The sequence below is a fragment of the Nonomuraea sp. NPDC003707 genome (genome assembly GCF_053587055.1).
Genome location: NZ_JBSFNK010000031.1, coordinates 123,272 through 138,208 on the forward strand (window position 1 = coordinate 123,272; position 14,937 = coordinate 138,208).

General features: G+C 72.4%; 12 protein-coding genes. 8 read left to right on the forward strand and 4 right to left on the reverse strand.

All coding sequences use genetic code 11. From position 1 onward, the window contains the following. Positions 1-7 precede the first annotated feature (7 nt). Positions 8-301, reverse strand: coding sequence for a DUF6204 family protein (locus tag ACWDRB_RS50190; protein WP_449906974.1), 294 nt, complete (start codon positions 299-301; stop codon positions 8-10). Continuing rightward, a complete protein-coding gene (locus tag ACWDRB_RS50195) occupies positions 298-936 on the reverse strand; it encodes a TetR/AcrR family transcriptional regulator (RefSeq protein ID WP_357737543.1) in 639 nt (212 codons plus the stop codon). Before ACWDRB_RS50195 ends, ACWDRB_RS50190 begins: the two co-directional genes overlap by 4 nt. A gap of 118 nt (positions 937-1,054) precedes the next feature. Here ACWDRB_RS50195 and ACWDRB_RS50200 point away from each other — a divergent pair, with 118 nt between their 5' ends. After that, positions 1,055-2,038 (forward strand): DUF1838 family protein, encoded by a 984-nt coding sequence (locus ACWDRB_RS50200; protein ID WP_449906978.1) that lies wholly within the window; start codon positions 1,055-1,057, stop codon positions 2,036-2,038. Continuing rightward, positions 2,035-3,048: a nitrilase-related carbon-nitrogen hydrolase gene (locus ACWDRB_RS50205; protein WP_449906981.1), complete on the forward strand. Its 1,014-nt coding sequence runs from the start codon at positions 2,035-2,037 to the stop codon at positions 3,046-3,048. The genes ACWDRB_RS50200 and ACWDRB_RS50205 overlap by 4 nt, the downstream gene beginning before the upstream one ends. On the opposite strand, the gene ACWDRB_RS50210 is transcribed toward ACWDRB_RS50205, so the two are convergent. After that, positions 3,045-4,409, reverse strand: coding sequence for a sensor histidine kinase (locus ACWDRB_RS50210; RefSeq protein WP_449906983.1), 1,365 nt, complete (start codon positions 4,407-4,409; stop codon positions 3,045-3,047). The genes ACWDRB_RS50205 and ACWDRB_RS50210 overlap by 4 nt on opposite strands. A gap of 172 nt (positions 4,410-4,581) precedes the next feature. Here ACWDRB_RS50210 and ACWDRB_RS50215 point away from each other — a divergent pair, with 172 nt between their 5' ends. The 4 genes from ACWDRB_RS50215 to ACWDRB_RS50230 all read left to right on the forward strand — a co-directional run bounded on the left by ACWDRB_RS50215 (position 4,582) and on the right by ACWDRB_RS50230 (position 9,531). Further along, positions 4,582-5,406 carry a helix-turn-helix transcriptional regulator gene (locus ACWDRB_RS50215; RefSeq protein ID WP_449906986.1) on the forward strand — a complete coding sequence of 275 codons (825 nt, stop codon included), beginning with the start codon at positions 4,582-4,584 and terminating at the stop codon, positions 5,404-5,406. Positions 5,407-5,553: 147 nt separating this feature from the next. Continuing rightward, a complete protein-coding gene (locus tag ACWDRB_RS50220; protein WP_449906988.1) occupies positions 5,554-5,751 on the forward strand; it encodes a hypothetical protein in 198 nt (65 codons plus the stop codon). A gap of 461 nt (positions 5,752-6,212) precedes the next feature. Further along, entirely contained in the window at positions 6,213-7,142 is a 930-nt protein-coding gene (locus tag ACWDRB_RS50225) for a hypothetical protein (RefSeq protein WP_449906991.1), read from the forward strand. Positions 7,143-7,482: 340 nt separating this feature from the next. After that, entirely contained in the window at positions 7,483-9,531 is a 2,049-nt protein-coding gene (locus ACWDRB_RS50230; RefSeq protein ID WP_449906994.1) for an FUSC family protein, read from the forward strand. Here the strand turns inward: ACWDRB_RS50230 and ACWDRB_RS50235 are convergent. Next, complete coding sequence (locus tag ACWDRB_RS50235; protein WP_449906997.1) at positions 9,528-12,233, reverse strand: helix-turn-helix transcriptional regulator; 2,706 nt, start codon at positions 12,231-12,233, stop codon at positions 9,528-9,530. The two genes, ACWDRB_RS50230 and ACWDRB_RS50235, sit on opposite strands and share 4 nt — an antisense overlap. Before the next feature lie 206 nt (positions 12,234-12,439). Between ACWDRB_RS50235 and ACWDRB_RS50240 the strand changes: the two genes are divergently transcribed. Then, complete coding sequence (locus ACWDRB_RS50240) at positions 12,440-13,372, forward strand: MBL fold metallo-hydrolase (protein ID WP_449907000.1); 933 nt, start codon at positions 12,440-12,442, stop codon at positions 13,370-13,372. Then, positions 13,369-14,859 carry a carboxylesterase/lipase family protein gene (locus tag ACWDRB_RS50245; protein ID WP_449907003.1) on the forward strand — a complete coding sequence of 497 codons (1,491 nt, stop codon included), beginning with the start codon at positions 13,369-13,371 and terminating at the stop codon, positions 14,857-14,859. Before ACWDRB_RS50240 ends, ACWDRB_RS50245 begins: the two co-directional genes overlap by 4 nt. Positions 14,860-14,937: the final 78 nt, after the last annotated feature.

Consider the following 14,937-nt stretch of genomic DNA (forward strand, 5'->3'; position numbering starts at 1 on the left):
TGTGGGATCAGCGGCGACGCCGCACCTTGATGTCACGCATGTCGGTCACCGCGAGCTGCAGGATCTCGTACGGATGCCCGTGCGCCTCCAGCGCCTCCATCGCCCCCAGTGCCGCCTCGTCCTCGCCGTCGTCGGGCCGGGCGGGCACCTGGCAGCGGAAGGTGAAGGCCGTGACGCCCGCGTCATGGGTGAAGGTCCCGGCCTCGGTGTACGCCGCGCCGCTCGCGGCCAGCACGGCGGCCCGCCCGGCGTCGTCGAGCCCCTTGAACTTGCCCCTGATCGTCACCCTGAACACGGTCATCCCTTTCGTACGGCATAGGCCAGGACACGCTCGCCCAGCAGCCCTTCTGCGACATCCATCAGCTCCAGCACGGCGGCGGCGATGGCGTCGGGCGGCTCGCCCGCGACCGTCCGCCGGCCGATCTCGGCGTAGACCAGCGCGTGCAGGCACCCGATGTGCCAGGCCGCCACGCGCGGCAGCGGATCACCCTCGGCCGCCCCGGTCTCCTCGGCCAGCACGACGGCCAGCTCGTCGGTCATCCGGCGGCCGAGGTCGTCCAGCCGGGCGGCCAGCGTGGGCGCGGCCCGCATCATCTCCAGCACCCGCCCGAACCCCTCCGTCAGCCCCACCTGGCGCTCGCGCCCGCGCACCTCCGCACGCAGCCGCGCCAGCACCGCCCCGGCCGCCGACTGACCGGGCGGGCGCTCCCGCACGATGTCGGCCAGCCGGTGCGGCGAGGCCTCCTCCGGCGGCAGGACGAGGTCCTCCTTGGCCGGGAAGTAGTTGTAGACGGTGTTCACCGACACCTCGGCGGCCGCCGCGACCTCGGCGATCGTGACGTGCTCGAAGCCGCGCTCCACGAACAGGCCGATGGCCACGCCGATGATGCGTTGCCGGGTCTGCCGCTTCTTCCGCTCCCGAAGCCCCTCCACCATACCTGGAGTCTACTTCAAATTTGGAGTCCATTGCAGTTTTCTGGGCCTGATGGACAGCGCCGAGCGCGACATGATCACATTGGGCTCGCTCACCCGCCTAAGTGTTCGGAGATGACCCATGGTCAAGCGCAATATCCTCCGGTCTTTAGCCCTTGCCGCCCTCTTCCTGAGCGTGACCGCTCCGGGCGCCGCGGCCGACGACAAGCCCGCCGACCCGACAGCTCCGGGACCGGTCTACAAGACGGTCACCGATCGGAGCGGCCTGCTCTCGCTCCAGACTTTCGGCCGTCCCGACGGCAAGGACATGGTCTTCCGGATCTCCGGCAGCGTGTACGCCAACGTCGAGGGCAACAGCCTGGACCCGGCGATGCGGCACGGCCAGAAGCTGTTCAACATCGAGGGCTACAACATCAGGCGCCTGTACCGGGTGCCGGACACGACGCAGCTCTACCAGCTCTCCCGTGAGATCGTCTTCTACACCGACCCCGCCGATCCCACGCGGGTCCTGCGGGAATGGAAGAACCCGATCGACCAGAAGACCTATCCGGTCATCCCCATCAACAACGACGCGGTGAACTTCGGCCCGTTCAACATCACCTCCGCCTACGTGGGCCCGCCGGTGCGCCGGTTGCATGATGAGAACGTGTGGACCAGTGACATCCCCGTACGCTCCGACTTCGGCACCGCGCTCGGCGAGCGGTTCGGCCTGGTGGGCGGCGTGTACGCGGCCCAGGAGATGTTCGACTTCTCCGTGGACGAGCGCGAGGCGGCCGCCAGGACCGTTCCAGGCACCGTCCCCAATGGGGCCATGGAGACGAAGATCAGCTGGGCGCGGACGAGCCCGTGGGCGCCGTTCATGTGCCTGGCCGAGAGCGACGTACGCGGCCAGCTCACCTACCACGCCCGCAGCTGGTCCCTGAGCTCCTACGCCGAGATCGAGCCGTGGCTGCGCGCCGAGGTCGAGGCGAACCACCCGCTCTTCACGGCCGCCCCCACCGCGCCGGGGGCCAGCGAGAACTCCTGGAGCTCCTTCTACAACAAGCAGCTTGGCAAGGGCGCCACCACCTGGTCTGGCTGGTGCGCGGCCAACGGGCGCTCGTGACCGCGTACACGGCCCTGGCGCTCCAGATGGAGACCAGGGCCGTCAACGCCGCCGCCGACCCGAGGGCCGCCATCCGCGCTGCCATCGAGCGGATCGGCGAGCAGGTCGGCGGCAGCAAGGCCTGGCTCGGCCGCGACCTGCGCCTGGTGGTGCTGCCCGAGTACGTGCTGACCGGCTTCCCGATGCGCGAGAGCTTCGCCGAGTGGCGCGACAAGGCCGCGCTCGACCCCGGCGGCCCGGAGTACGAGGCGCTGGCCGGGATTGCCGCCCGGCACGGGGTCTACCTGTGCGTGAACGCCTATGAGCGCGACGAGCACTTCCCCGAGCTGTACTTCCAGGCGTCGGTGATCCTCTCTCCGCAGGGTGCGCCGGTCCTGCGCTACCGCAGGCTGCACTCGATGTTCACGCCGAGCCCGTACGACGTGTGGGAGCGCTACCTGGAGGTCTACGGCATCGACGGGGTGCTGCCGGTGGCCCGCACCGAGATCGGCAACCTGGCGGTGCTGGCCTCGGAGGAGATCCTCATGCCCGAGCTGGCCCGCGCGCTGGCCCTGCGCGGGGCCGAGGTCTTCTGCCACCCCACCTCCGAGGCCTCCTCGCCGGCGCTGACCCCGAAGGCGATCGCCCGCCGCGCCAGGGCCGCCGAGAACCTGGCCTACGTGGTCTCGGCCAACAGCGGCGGCCTGAGGGGCATCCCGATTCCCGGCGACTCCACCAACGGCGGCTCGGAGGTCCTCGACCACCAGGGACGCGTGCTCGCCCAGGCGGGCGCGGGCGAGTCGCTGGTGGCCGCCGCCGAGCTGGACGTGGGCGCGCTGCGCCGGCTGCGGCGGCGGCCCGGCATGGGCAACCTGCTGAGCAGGGTGAAGACGGGGCTGTGGGCCGAGGAGTACGCCAGGCACGACGGCGAGCGGCCCGGCGGGCTGTCGCAGGGCGCGCGCGATCGGGCCTGGTTCGCCGCCCGGCAGGTCGAGGCGATCGAGCGCCTGTACGGCCCGGGCGACTGCTAGGCGACAGCGCTCACGCGTTCCGTCTGATCGACCGGAGGGGGGTCGAGAAGCGGGAGCCGCAGGACGAAGCTGGTGCCGCGCGGCGCATCCTCGACCTTGAGCGTCCCACCGTGGCTCTGGGCGATGTCGCGGGAGATGGCCAGGCCAAGCCCGCTGCCGCCGGCGTCGCGGTGGCGGGCGTCGTCGAGGCGGGTGAACCGCTCGAAGACCCGCTCGCGGTCGGCGGGCGCGATGCCGGCGCCGTCGTCCACCACCGTCACCACGGCCTCGCCGTCCGAGGCTGCCACGAAGACGCCCACGGCGCTGCCGGCGTGCCGGATCGCGTTGCTCACCAGGTTGGCGAGCAGCCGGGCGAGCTGGATGTGGGACCCGCGGACCCAGACGTCCGAGGCTGTGTGGACGCGTACGGGCACGCGGCCCGCGCGCGGCGCCTCCTGGCTCACCAGCCGCCCGAGGTCGATGAGCTCGGGCGGCGCCGGGTCGCCGGCCCCGAGCCGCGCGAGCGCCAGCAGATCGCCGACGATGGCGTCGAGCCGGTCGGTGACCGACAGGGCCGAGCGGATGGTCTTGTGCGGATCAATCTCGCCGGGGTGGAGCAGCGCCTCCTCCAGTTGCGCCCGCAGGCCGGCGATCGGGTTCCTGAGCTCGTGCGACGTGGTGGAGGCGAACCTGCGCTGTTGCGCCACCGCCTCGTCGAGCCGGTCCAGGGTCTGGTTGGCGGTACGGACGAGCATGGCGACCTCGTCGTCGCCCGGCGGCACGGGGATGCTCAGGCTGAGGTCGCTGACGGTGATCTCGGCCAGGCGCGCGCGGATCGCCTCGACCGGCCGCAGCGTGCGGCCCACCGTTCTCCAGGAGGTCCAGGAGACGATCGCGAGGAGGACGAGGGCCGCCGCCGTGAGCGCGTACTCCAGGTTGTGGCCGCGCAGCAGGGCCGGCTCCCGGCGCTCCGCCAGCAGGACCTGGGCGCCGGCCGCCGTGGTGATCCGGATGGCCACCAGGAGGCGGCACCCATCGCTCCGCCGCTGGACGCGGTCGTCGACGGGTGGTCGCAGCGTGCTCAGCGCCGAGCGCGCGAGGGCGGAGTGGCTGGCGGCGAGGACCCGGCCGCGCGCGTCGACCAGCTGAATGAGAGCCAGGTCGCCCGAGGTGGGTATCACCTTGGGGATCGTGCCGGCGCGGGCCGCCGCACTCCACCGGCTGGCGACCTGTTCGACCCGGTTGAAGGCGTCGTCCTGGATGCGGTAGCGGATGGCCAGCGAGGAGGTGACGCCCACCACGGCCAGCGCGACCAGGGCGAGCAGCGACGCGGCCACGGTGCAGCGCGCTCGGATGGACTGGGGGCGAGGAATCACGGTCATCGTTTCCTTTCCGTCACTGCGACGGTAAGGCGGGACGATGCTGAGGAGGGTGGGCGCGTGACACCCAGGAAATTCGCATACCTGGATGAATGCCGACGGATGCGGCGATGCCGTCTCAGCCTGGTAGTGACACGCCCACCCTGGCACTCAAATCCCGACATATCGTACTTAAATGGACAGCACCAAGTTGTTGGGGGAGTTCCTGCGCGCGCGGAGAGAGGTCATGACTCCCGCGCAGGCGGGGCTCCTCGACGTGGGCCCGCGCCGGACCCCGGGGTTGCGGCGCGAGGAAGTGGCAATGCTGGCCCACGTCAGCACGGATTACTACATCCGCCTCGAACAGGGCAGGGAGCGCCACCCGTCCGAGCGCGTGCTCGGAGCCCTCGCCCAGGTGTTCGGGCTGACTCTCGAGGCCACGGCCCACATGCACGCACTGGCCCATCCCATGCTCCAGCCCCGGCGGTCGCCGGCCCGGCGGGTCAGCCCTGCGCTGCGCACGCTGATCGGCGACTGGCCCGTCACGCCCGCGCTGATCTGCGACGACCTCATGAACATCCTCGCCGCGAACTCCCTCGCCGACGCCCTGTACGGCGGGTTCGAGGACCGCGACAACCTGCTCCGCATGATCTTCCTGGATCCCGCGGCCCGCGAGTTCTATCCCGAGTGGGAGAAGTCGGCCCGTTCCAAGGTCGCTCACCTGCGCCTCGTCGCCGGGTCGCAGCTCGACGACCCCCGCCTGACCGAGCTCGTGGGAGAGTTGTCCGTCAAGAGCTCCGACTTCCGGAGGCTGTGGGCCCGCCACGACGTCTCGCCCAAGGTGGCCGAGGTCAAGCGCATGTGCCACCGGGAGGTCGGGAAGCTGGAGCTGACCTGCGAGGTCTTCTCGGTGAACGGCTCCGACGGCCTACAGCTCATCACTTTGCTCGCCCAGCCGGGCAGCCCTTCGGAGCAGGCGCTGAAACTGCTGGGCAGCCTCGCCGCGCCCGTCCGTGGCTGAGATCGCTCTTCAACGGCTGTCGTCCCCGGGCGGGTGGGCCGCGGCGCACGGGCTGTCCTCCCCGCGCTCTACCGGCTGCGCCACGCCTTATGAAACACGGTCCCGCTTGATCTTCGACCTTTCTCATCGGCCGGTTCGTCGAACTGGGTGAAGGTTGGACCGTTCGCGGGACATGGAGACGCGGCGGGCGGTGAGCACGGCACCCCTGCCCAGAGCGGCAAGGACCAGCACATCATGATCCCGGGCTGGCCGTATTCGTTCGTGGTGGCGTCGGAGACGGGCCGCAGCTCGTGGACTGCGCCGCTGGATGCGCTCCGGCGCCGGGGGATGATCTCGCGGCGGTGACCGCCGCCCAGTTGCGCGAGGTGGTCGAGCGGCTCATGGCTGCCGGGCATCGGCAGTCCGGTGACCCGACATCCTGATCGTGCGCTTCACGCGTACTCCTTCGTGTGGCCCGGCGTCCACCCGCGGTGGACGCCGGGCGGCGCCGGCAGCCATGGCGGCGGAGGTGAGCATCCCGGCGAGTCCGCGACATGCGCGCATGGTGGTCTCCTGTGTTCGGGCGTGCTCTCGTGGCGCACGACAGCGAAACCCACCCCGGCGGGTGTCCAACAGGAACTCGGCCAGACTCGGCCAGGCTCGGACACGCTGAGCAATCGCCCGTACACTGTCTGTCGCAGCAGGCGAGGCCGAACGGCCCGGTCAGGAGAGGACAGGGTCTGGGAACGATGAGCGAGGCCCCTCAAGGCGACCAAGATCCTCGGCCCGAGGGCGGGCCGGAGTCGGTGACGTCTCACGAGGACCTGGTGAAACTGCTGGCCGAGCAGTTCGCGCGGGCCGACGTGTCACTTCGGGAGCTTCAGACGCGGGCGGACAGGGCGGGCGGAACGCGGCTGCCACGCTCTACCTGCGCCGACATGCTGGCCGGTCGGCGCTTCCCCAAGAAGGCGGTGATGGTGGCGTTCCTCCGGGGCTGCCGCGTCCCCGACCATCAGCTCTCGGCGTGGGAACGAGCGTGGGAGCGGGTGCGTGTCCATCAGCTGCCCCCCGGGTCCACGGAGATCGCCGCCCAGGCCATGACCGAACCGGGCACCACGGGGACGACCCGTGCCACCGGCCGGCGTCGGCGCCGAGCCGCCCTGCTCACAGCGGTCACCGTGCTGGCAGCCGCGGTGATCCTGAGCGTCGTCATCGCCCAGCGGGCGACGCCGCAACGCGGCGCCTCCGAAGAGGTGCCCGACCACATCGTCAATCCCGCCCACATCGTCAGCGACGACGGTCGTGCGTTCCCTCGTGGAGGGTGGAGCCGGTTCACCGTGACCGTCGACCCGGCCAATACGGGCGTACGGCTGATCCGCCGGCTGGATGCGGGCGTCGGTCTGCAACATGCCACCATCACCGTCAACGGGGCCCCGGCCGCGGAATGGCGACCGCTGCTCGAGGACGGCATCTACAAGTGGCGAAACCAGATCGTCACCCTCCCGCCGCATCTGACGACGGGGCGACGCTCGCTCACCATCGTCAACACGTGCGTGTCCACCTCGGGCTTCAACGAGTTTCTCTACACCGTGCAGCACCAGGTCAACGGTGTCTGGTCGACTGCCGACACGGTCGACATCGGCCGCCGCCACACCGCCAGCGAAGCCGCGCACGACTACCGCGTCGTCGGGGAAGACTGGGCCGAGACGCAGACCTTCACCTATCCGCCGCGCAAGGAGGCCTGGAGCGTCCAGTGAGCCGCCTGTCCCGCGCGCCGCAGTCTGGTCGAGTGGAGGGGTTGAAAGCTCAGTGCTGCCGTCGGATCGCCTGCGGCGTCTCGGGCACCTCACTGCTTTCGAGCGCGTGCCGAGCCCGACCGGCCCCAGCAGGCGGAACTCCATGTCGTCCGGCTGATGCGTCTTCGGGGACCGGCTGTGAGGCGCCGTCCTGTCCTCGCCCGCCGCACGGCCCATGGTGATCATTATATTCATCAGGCTACGCGGCAGCCGGGCTGAAGTGCAGTCATGCGTCCGATACCCCGGCAGGGCCGCACGTCCGCATGATGGCCCGGAGAACCGGACAACCTCGAGGAAACCGATGGGCATTCAACTCCGGCGTGCGTGGGATCGCCTCGCGGTCCGCGACCCCGGGCTCATGCGTTCGACGACCGCGCTCGCGGCCGTCGCGGGCATCGCGCTCGCCCTGGCGGTCCTGGCCTTCCTGGACATGCCCGCCCCGTTCCTCGTCGCCGGCTGCTTCGCCCCCTTCACCGCTGCGCTGGCCATCGGCGACGGCTCCGCGCGCGATCAGGTCTTCGTGGTCGTCGCGGCCGTTCCCCTGGTGTTCGCCGTGCTGCCCGCGGGCGGTGCGCTGGCGCCCTTTCCCGTGATGGCCGAGGGCGTCTTCGTTGTGCTGATCTTCTGGGCGGTGTACATCCGCCGGTACGGGCCGCGGGGCCAGGCGCTTGGGATCTTCGCCTTCATGGCGTATTTCCTGACCCAGTTCCTGGACGCGCGGGTGAGTGATCTGCCCGGCTTGTACGCCGCCGTGGGCGTGGGCTTCGCCGCCCATGCACTGGTGCGCTTCGGCCTGCTGCGGACGGGACCCGCGAGGACGCTGCGACGGCTGAGGCGGGCCTTCCACACGCACCTGGGACACGTCGTGCTCGGAGCGATCGAGGTGGTGCGGGCGGGACGGGACGATGCCCGCCTTGCGCGGTCGCTGGAACGCCGGGTCGCCCGGCTGCACCGTGACGCGCTGCTGATCGCGGACCTCCTGGACCAGGACGTGGCCGCGCAGTCGTGGGAGTCCTCCGCGAACCGGATGCTGAGGCGGGTCGCGCAGGCCGAGGTGGCCGCGCAGCGGCTGGCGGTGCTGATCGTCCGTTCCGCCTCGGCCGGGCCGGCGTGCTCACGCGCCCGGGAGCATCTGCTCGCGGAGCTGCAGGTTGTCCACGGCCATCTCATGCGCCCTCGTGACACGGACCACGACCGGGTCGACCGGCAGCTCGGGGGCGCTCCTGACCCCTTCCTCGACGTGCGTCACGCGATCGGCGAGCTGACGCGGGCCGTGGCCGGACTCGGGCTGGTCGACGGCGCCCCGTACCGGCTGGGAGACGGCGGGCAGCCACCTCGTACCAGCCCTCGCGGGCTGAGGCGGGTCACGACGCGGCAGGCCTTCCAGGCCGCCGCGGCAGGGGCGATCGCCGTCGTGCTCGGGGAGCTGCTGTCCTCCGAGCGCTGGTACTGGGCCGTGCTCACCGCGTGGGTCGTCTTCGTCAACACCGAGAGCTCCCAGGAGATCCTGGTCCAGGGCTTCCAGCGGCTGCTGGGCACCGTCCTGGGCGTGGTGTGCGGGCCGGCGCTCGCCGCCGTGGGCGGGGGCGGCGTCCTGCCGGCGCTCTGTGTGTCGCTGGTCTGTGTCTACGGGATCTTCCGCACCCCGCCGCGTGCGTACTGGGCGGTCACCTTCTTCGTCACCTGCCTGATCGCCATGACGTTCGTCCTGCTCGGCACCTTCTCGGCCGAGCTCCTCTCGCTGCGCCTCCAGGAGACCGTCCTCGGGGCGCTGTGCGGGGTGCTCATGGGGACGCTCGTGCTGCCCACCACCGCGTGCCGGGCCGGCGCGGCGCGGTTGCTCGAGGTGTTGCGGGTCCTCCGGCGGACGCGCGTAGGGGAAGGGGGCGCGCTGTTCGACATCCGTGAGCTGGACGGGGCCATCGAGGAGCTGCGCGGTTCGCTTCGTCCGCTGACCCACCCGCTGAACCCGCGCCGCGCCCGGCGTGCCCATGCCCGCCGTCTGCTCGCGCTGCTGGAGTCGTGTGCCTATCACGCCCGCAGCCTCGCCGCCGTGACCGCCGAACCAGCGGTTCAGCGGGGCGGAGCGGGGTGCGAGGTGCGCGCCGTCGAGCGCATCCGGGCCACGCTTGACCGGACGATCGCCCTGGTGGAGGCGGGCGGGTGGCCCGCGATCCCCTGTCACGACGGCCGCCGCACGCTGGCGCGGCTCGCCGCCGAGCGCCGGTGGGGCGGCGACCGCACCTCCGCGGCGCACCGCGAACTGTTTCACCTGGAACGCCTGGACGAGGCGACGACCGAGCTCGCGAGGGCTCTTGGCGGGGCCCGCGTCGGGTGCCCGGCACGTTAGTCGGTCGTGCGGGTCCCCGTCTCCAGCACGTCGCGCAGCTGCGAGCGGGCGGTGACGCCCAGCTTGGGAAAGGTGCGGTAGAGGTGGGAGCCGACGGTGCGCGGCGACAGGAAGAGGCGTTCGCCGATCTCCCGGTTGGTCAGCCCGCGGGCGGCGAGCCGGACGATCTGCTGCTGTTGCGGGGAGAGTCCGGCGAAGGCGTCGGGGTCCGGGGTGTCGACGTCCAGACCGGCCGCCCGCAGCTCGGCCTGCGCGCGTTCCGTCCACGGGCGTGCGCCGAGGCGGCGGAAGATGTCGTACGCGGTGCTGAGGTACGGCCGCGCCTCGGCGATCCGGCGTCGGCGGCGCAGCCATTCGGCGTACTCCAGCAGCGCCTGCGCGCGCTCGAAGGGCCAGCGTTCCAGCGCCGGGTCGGCCAGGGCGACCAGGAAGTCGGGCTCGGCGTGGCCGGGCTCGGCGAGCAGCGCGCGGCTGCGGTGGACCAGGGCCCGCAGGCGGGGCGAGCCTCCGCGCGCGAGAGCGCGGGCCGAGCGCTCGACGATCTCGACGGCTTCGGCGTGGTGCCCGCCGCGCGCGGCAGACGCGGCGAGCTCCGGCAGCGCCGGGTAGGAGGCGTGGTAGTGGACGGGGTCGCCGTCGGCGTCGAACACCATCCGCGCGTGCTCGTAGGCCGCCTCGTAATCGCCCTCGGCCAGGGCGGCGACGGCCAGGGCGCGGCGCGCGTAGATGGCAACCGACCGGCTCTCCAACGGGTTCACCAGGCGCAGCGCCTCCTCGGCGAGTGCGCGGGCACCCGCGGCGTCTCCGTGGGAGGCCTGGACCATCGCGTCGATGGCGCGCGCGCACGCGACGGCGTGGGCGAGCCCGGCCGCGACGGACAGCTCGGCGAGTTCCGCGCACACCGCCCGGGCCTGTTCCCAGTGGCCGTACTCGAAGTAGGCGAGCGCGGCGACGCCGCCCAGCCCGTCGGGTAGCGGTCCCGCAGCGCGCCACGACTGTACGGCCTCCTCGAACGTACGGACGGCCAGCGGCAGCTCATCCAGCACCCAGGCCGCGACGGCGAGTGCGGTCCGCCGTTCCGGGCGGTCCCCGGCCGCGGCGATCAGGTCCGGCAGCCGGGGCACGAGCTCGCGCCCGCCGCCGAACGGGTCCGACACGATCCGCACCCAGTCCCGCAGCGGTCCGGCGGGCAGGCGGGGCAGGATCCGGTCGATCTCCCGCCGTTGGGACTCCTCGCCGGAGTAGAAGCGCAGCACGGCGGCGGTGGCGAGCGCATCCAGCGCGGTGTCCGGACGCGTGGCGGCCAGGTCGTCGGCGATCGCGGCCAGGCCGGCGAAAGCGGTGGCGTGCTGCCTGGTCAGCGCGGCCAGCCGGCCGACGTGCAGGGAGGCCGCGGCGAGCACGGCCGGGTCGTCGGTACGGTCGCGGGCCCGATCGGCCAGTTCCCGCACCCAGGACAGGTCCCCGGTGAAGACGGCCAGGCCGGCCGCGTCCGCGAGCAGCCGGGCACCGTCGTCGCGTCCGGGACGCAGCTCCGCCGCGCGGGCCAGCGCCTTGGCCGCCGCCGCGTAGCCACCTCGCCGACGTGCCCTACCGGCCGTGTGCTCCAGGGCCGCCGACACGTCGGCGTCCGGGCGGAGGGTCGCGGCGGCGAGATGCCAGGCACGGCGGTCCGGTTCGTCGCGCAGGGCGTCGGCCAGCGCGCGGTGGGCCGCCACCCGGGCGTCGAACGGCGCGGCGTGGTAGACCGCGGAGCGGGTCAGCGGGTGGCGGAACCGTGGGTGCCGGCCCGCCCGGCGGATCAGCCCGGACTCTTCGATGGCGGGCCAGGCTTTGTCGTCGGCGTCGGGCAGCAGCGCCAGGACGGCGTCCGGGGGGTCCTCCACATCGGCGGCGGCCAGCAGCAGCAGGGCGCGCCGGCCGGCTTCCGGCAGCTCTGTCAGCCGGGCGGCGTAGATGTCCTCCAGGCGCTCGCCGACCGGCGGCGGACCGTGATCGTCGCGGTCGGGACGAGCGTGTTCGGCCAGCTCGAGCAGGGCCAGCGGATTGCCCGCGGCCTGGTCGAGGACGCGTTTCCTGATCCTTCCCGTCAGGCCGGGCGAGTGCAGGTCGAGCAGCCGCCGGGACGCCACGTCGTCGAGCGGGCCCAGCGTGAGCGTCGGGAAATCCCGGTCGAGGCCGGGATCGCCGTCGCGTGCGGCGACCAGCACGGCAATCGGGTCGGCGTCCAGCCGCCGGGCGACGAAGGCGAGGACGGCGGCGGAGGCGGAGTCGATCCACTGGGCGTCGTCGAGCACGACCAGGAGGGGCGCCCGCTCGGCCACCTGGGACAGGAGGGTCAGGACCGCGACGCCTGTCAGCAGTGGGTCGGGGGCGTCGGGCACGAAGCCGAAAGCCCCCAGCAGCGCCAGGCGCTGCCTGTCCGGCAAGTCGGCCGCCTCGTGCAGCACCGGCCGCAGGAGCTGGTGGAGTCCCGCGAAGGCCAGGTCTCTCTCGGATCCGTGGCCGGTCGCGCGCAGCACCCGGTGGCCTGCCGCCTCGGCGCGGCGGACCGCTTCCTCCAGCAGGGTGCTCTTGCCCGTCCCCTCGGCTCCGGACAGGAGCAGGACGTGTCCGCCGGACCCGTCGGCCACGAGGGCGGAGAGCCGCTCGATCTCGGAGTCCCGCCCGATGATCGGGTCGCGCGGCACCCGCTCGTCCATGGGCCTCCCTCCGGAAAACGCCTGTGCCCGTCGGCCGTGACGCAGCGTCGTCGCAGGTCCGTACCGCCTCCTTGTCACCGTAGCAACGGGTGCCGGACGGCAGATGCAGTCACCTGTCGCATACCGCTCGACCGGGGCGGCGGCGCACGATGGACGGGCGGCGGCTTCCACCGCGTTCACCACCACTCATCGATCAAGGAATACTCATGATCACCGATAAGATCACCCTGGGTGACGTCACGGTTACTCGGGTGTGGGAGTTCTACGGACCCGTCGCGATGACGCCCGAGGCGTTCTTCCCGGAAAGCTCGCCACGCGCCTGGGAGGAGCACGCCTCCTGGCTGGAGCCGCACTTCGTGGACCCTGAGACGCGGATCGTCAACGCCGCGATCCAGACCTGGCTGCTGCGTAGCGAGGGCCGGAACATCCTCATCGACACCGGGGTCGGCAACCACAAGGAGCGGCCCTACGCGCCCGTGTGGAGCCGCCTCGACACCGGCTTCCTGGACAACCTGGCCCGCGCCGGCGTACGGCCCGAGGACGTCGACCTCGTGGTGAACACCCACCTCCACGTGGACCACGTCGGCTGGAACACCTACCTGGACGACCGCGCCTGGGTGCCGACCTTCCCCAACGCCACGTACCTCATGCCCAAGACCGACTTCGACTTCTGGAACCCGGCGAACGAGCACGAGCCGCTGCTCGGCCGGGGCAACCAGAACGTGTTCGAGGACAGCGTCGCCCCCGTCCACGAGGCGGGCCTGACCACGCTGTGGGAGGACTCGTACACGATCGACGCCAACCTGCGCCTGGAGTCCGCGCCCGGCCACACCCCCGGGTCCTCCGTGGTCGTCCTCGAATCGGGTGCGGACCGCGCGGTGTTCGTCGGCGACCTGCTGCACAGCCCCGTGCAGCTCGTGGAGCCCGACGCGAACAGCTGCTTCTGCGAGGACCCGGCCGCGGCCCGCGCCACCCGCCGCAAGGTGCTCGGCTGGGCCGCCGACCGCAACGCCCTGGTCGTCCCCGCACACCTGGGCGGGCAGGGGGCCGCCGAGGTGCGCCGCGAAGGGAGCGGGTTCGCCATCAAGGGCTGGGCGCCGTTCGCACCACACGCCGAGAGCCTGGAGGACGCTCGATGAACCACCGTACGCGAGACACCTCCGTCACCGCGCAGGGCGCCGTACGGGGCCTGCGCCGCGACGGGACGAGCGTCTTCCTGAACATCCCCTACGCCGCTCCACCGGCGGGCGCCACCCGATTCGCCGCCCCGAGGCCGCACGCCCCTTGGGACGGCGTGCGGGACGCCACCACGCCGGGTCCGACCGCGCCGCAAGCCGAACGCAGGCTCGGCAGCGTGGACATGACCCCGTACTTCGGGCCGGGCTGGATCCCCGGCGAGGACTTCCTGACCGTCAACGTGTGGACGCCGGAAGCCGGCGGCGCGCGGCTGCCCGTGATGGTGTTCGTGCACGGCGGCGGGTTCGTGGCGGGATCCACGCGGTCCGAGATCTACGACGGCGCCGCCTTCGCCCGCGACGGGGTCGTCCTGGTGACGCTGAACTACCGGCTGGGCGTCGCGGGTTTCCTCGACCTGCCCGGGGCGCCCGCCAACCGGGGCCTGCTCGACGTGATCGCCGCCCTGCGCTGGGTGCGGGAGAACATCGCCGCGTTCGGCGGCGACCCCGGCCGCGTCACGCTGTTCGGTCAGTCCGCGGGCGCCACGATCGTGGGCGGGGTGCTGGCCGCGCCGCAGGCCGAAGGGCTGTTCCGGCGCGCGATCGTGCAGAGCGGCAGCGGACTGGGCGCCTTCACGTCCGAGCAGGCCGCCCGCGTGACCCGCGCCGCGGCCCGCGCCCTGGGGATCGAGCCGCACGCCGCCGCCTTCGCCGGCGTCCCCGACCAACGGCTCGTCGAGGTCGTATCCGAACTGTCGGGCATCGACCTGCGGACCGAGACCCACACGGACCCGCTCATCGGGCTCAGCGCATTCAGCGTCGTGCTCGACCGGCAACCGGCCGAGGCGGTCGCCGCGGGCCGCGGCGCGGGCGTGGACCTGCTGGTGGGCACCAACACGGAGGAAGGCAACCTCTACCTGGCACCGTTCGGGAGCCTGTCCACTTCGACCGCGGCGGACGTGGACGCTGCCGCGGCCCGCTCGCACCCGGATCCGGCCCGCCTCGTCGAGGCCTACCGCAAGACCAGGCCGGAGGCGTCCTTCGGGGAACTGCGCTCGGCCATCATGGGCGACGCCCTGTTCGGCATGGGGAGCCGGCGCCTGGCCGACGCGCACGCGGGACGCGCGGACGCCGCCACTTACCGCTACTCCTTCGCGTGGCGCTCGAACGCTCTGGGCGGCGAACTGGGTGCCACCCACGCCGTGGAGCTGCCGTTCGTCTTCGACGTCACCGGGCTGCCCCGGCTGCGCGGCCCCGAGGCCCTGCTCGGGCCGGACGAACCGCCCGCGGAGCCGGCCGCCCGCATGCATGCCGCCTGGGTCTCCTTCGCCACGACCGGCGACCCCGGCTGGGACCGCTACGACACCGGCCGCCGGGCCACCATGCGCATCGACGCCGAATGGAGCCTGGTGGACGACCCACACGGCGAGGAGCTTCAGGCGTGGCCCTGACCCCATCGGCCCGGGATGCAGGCAGTTCGCGGGCACCGCGCCCGGCTGGGGCCGCCGCGAGCTGATCGCCGAGGGGTC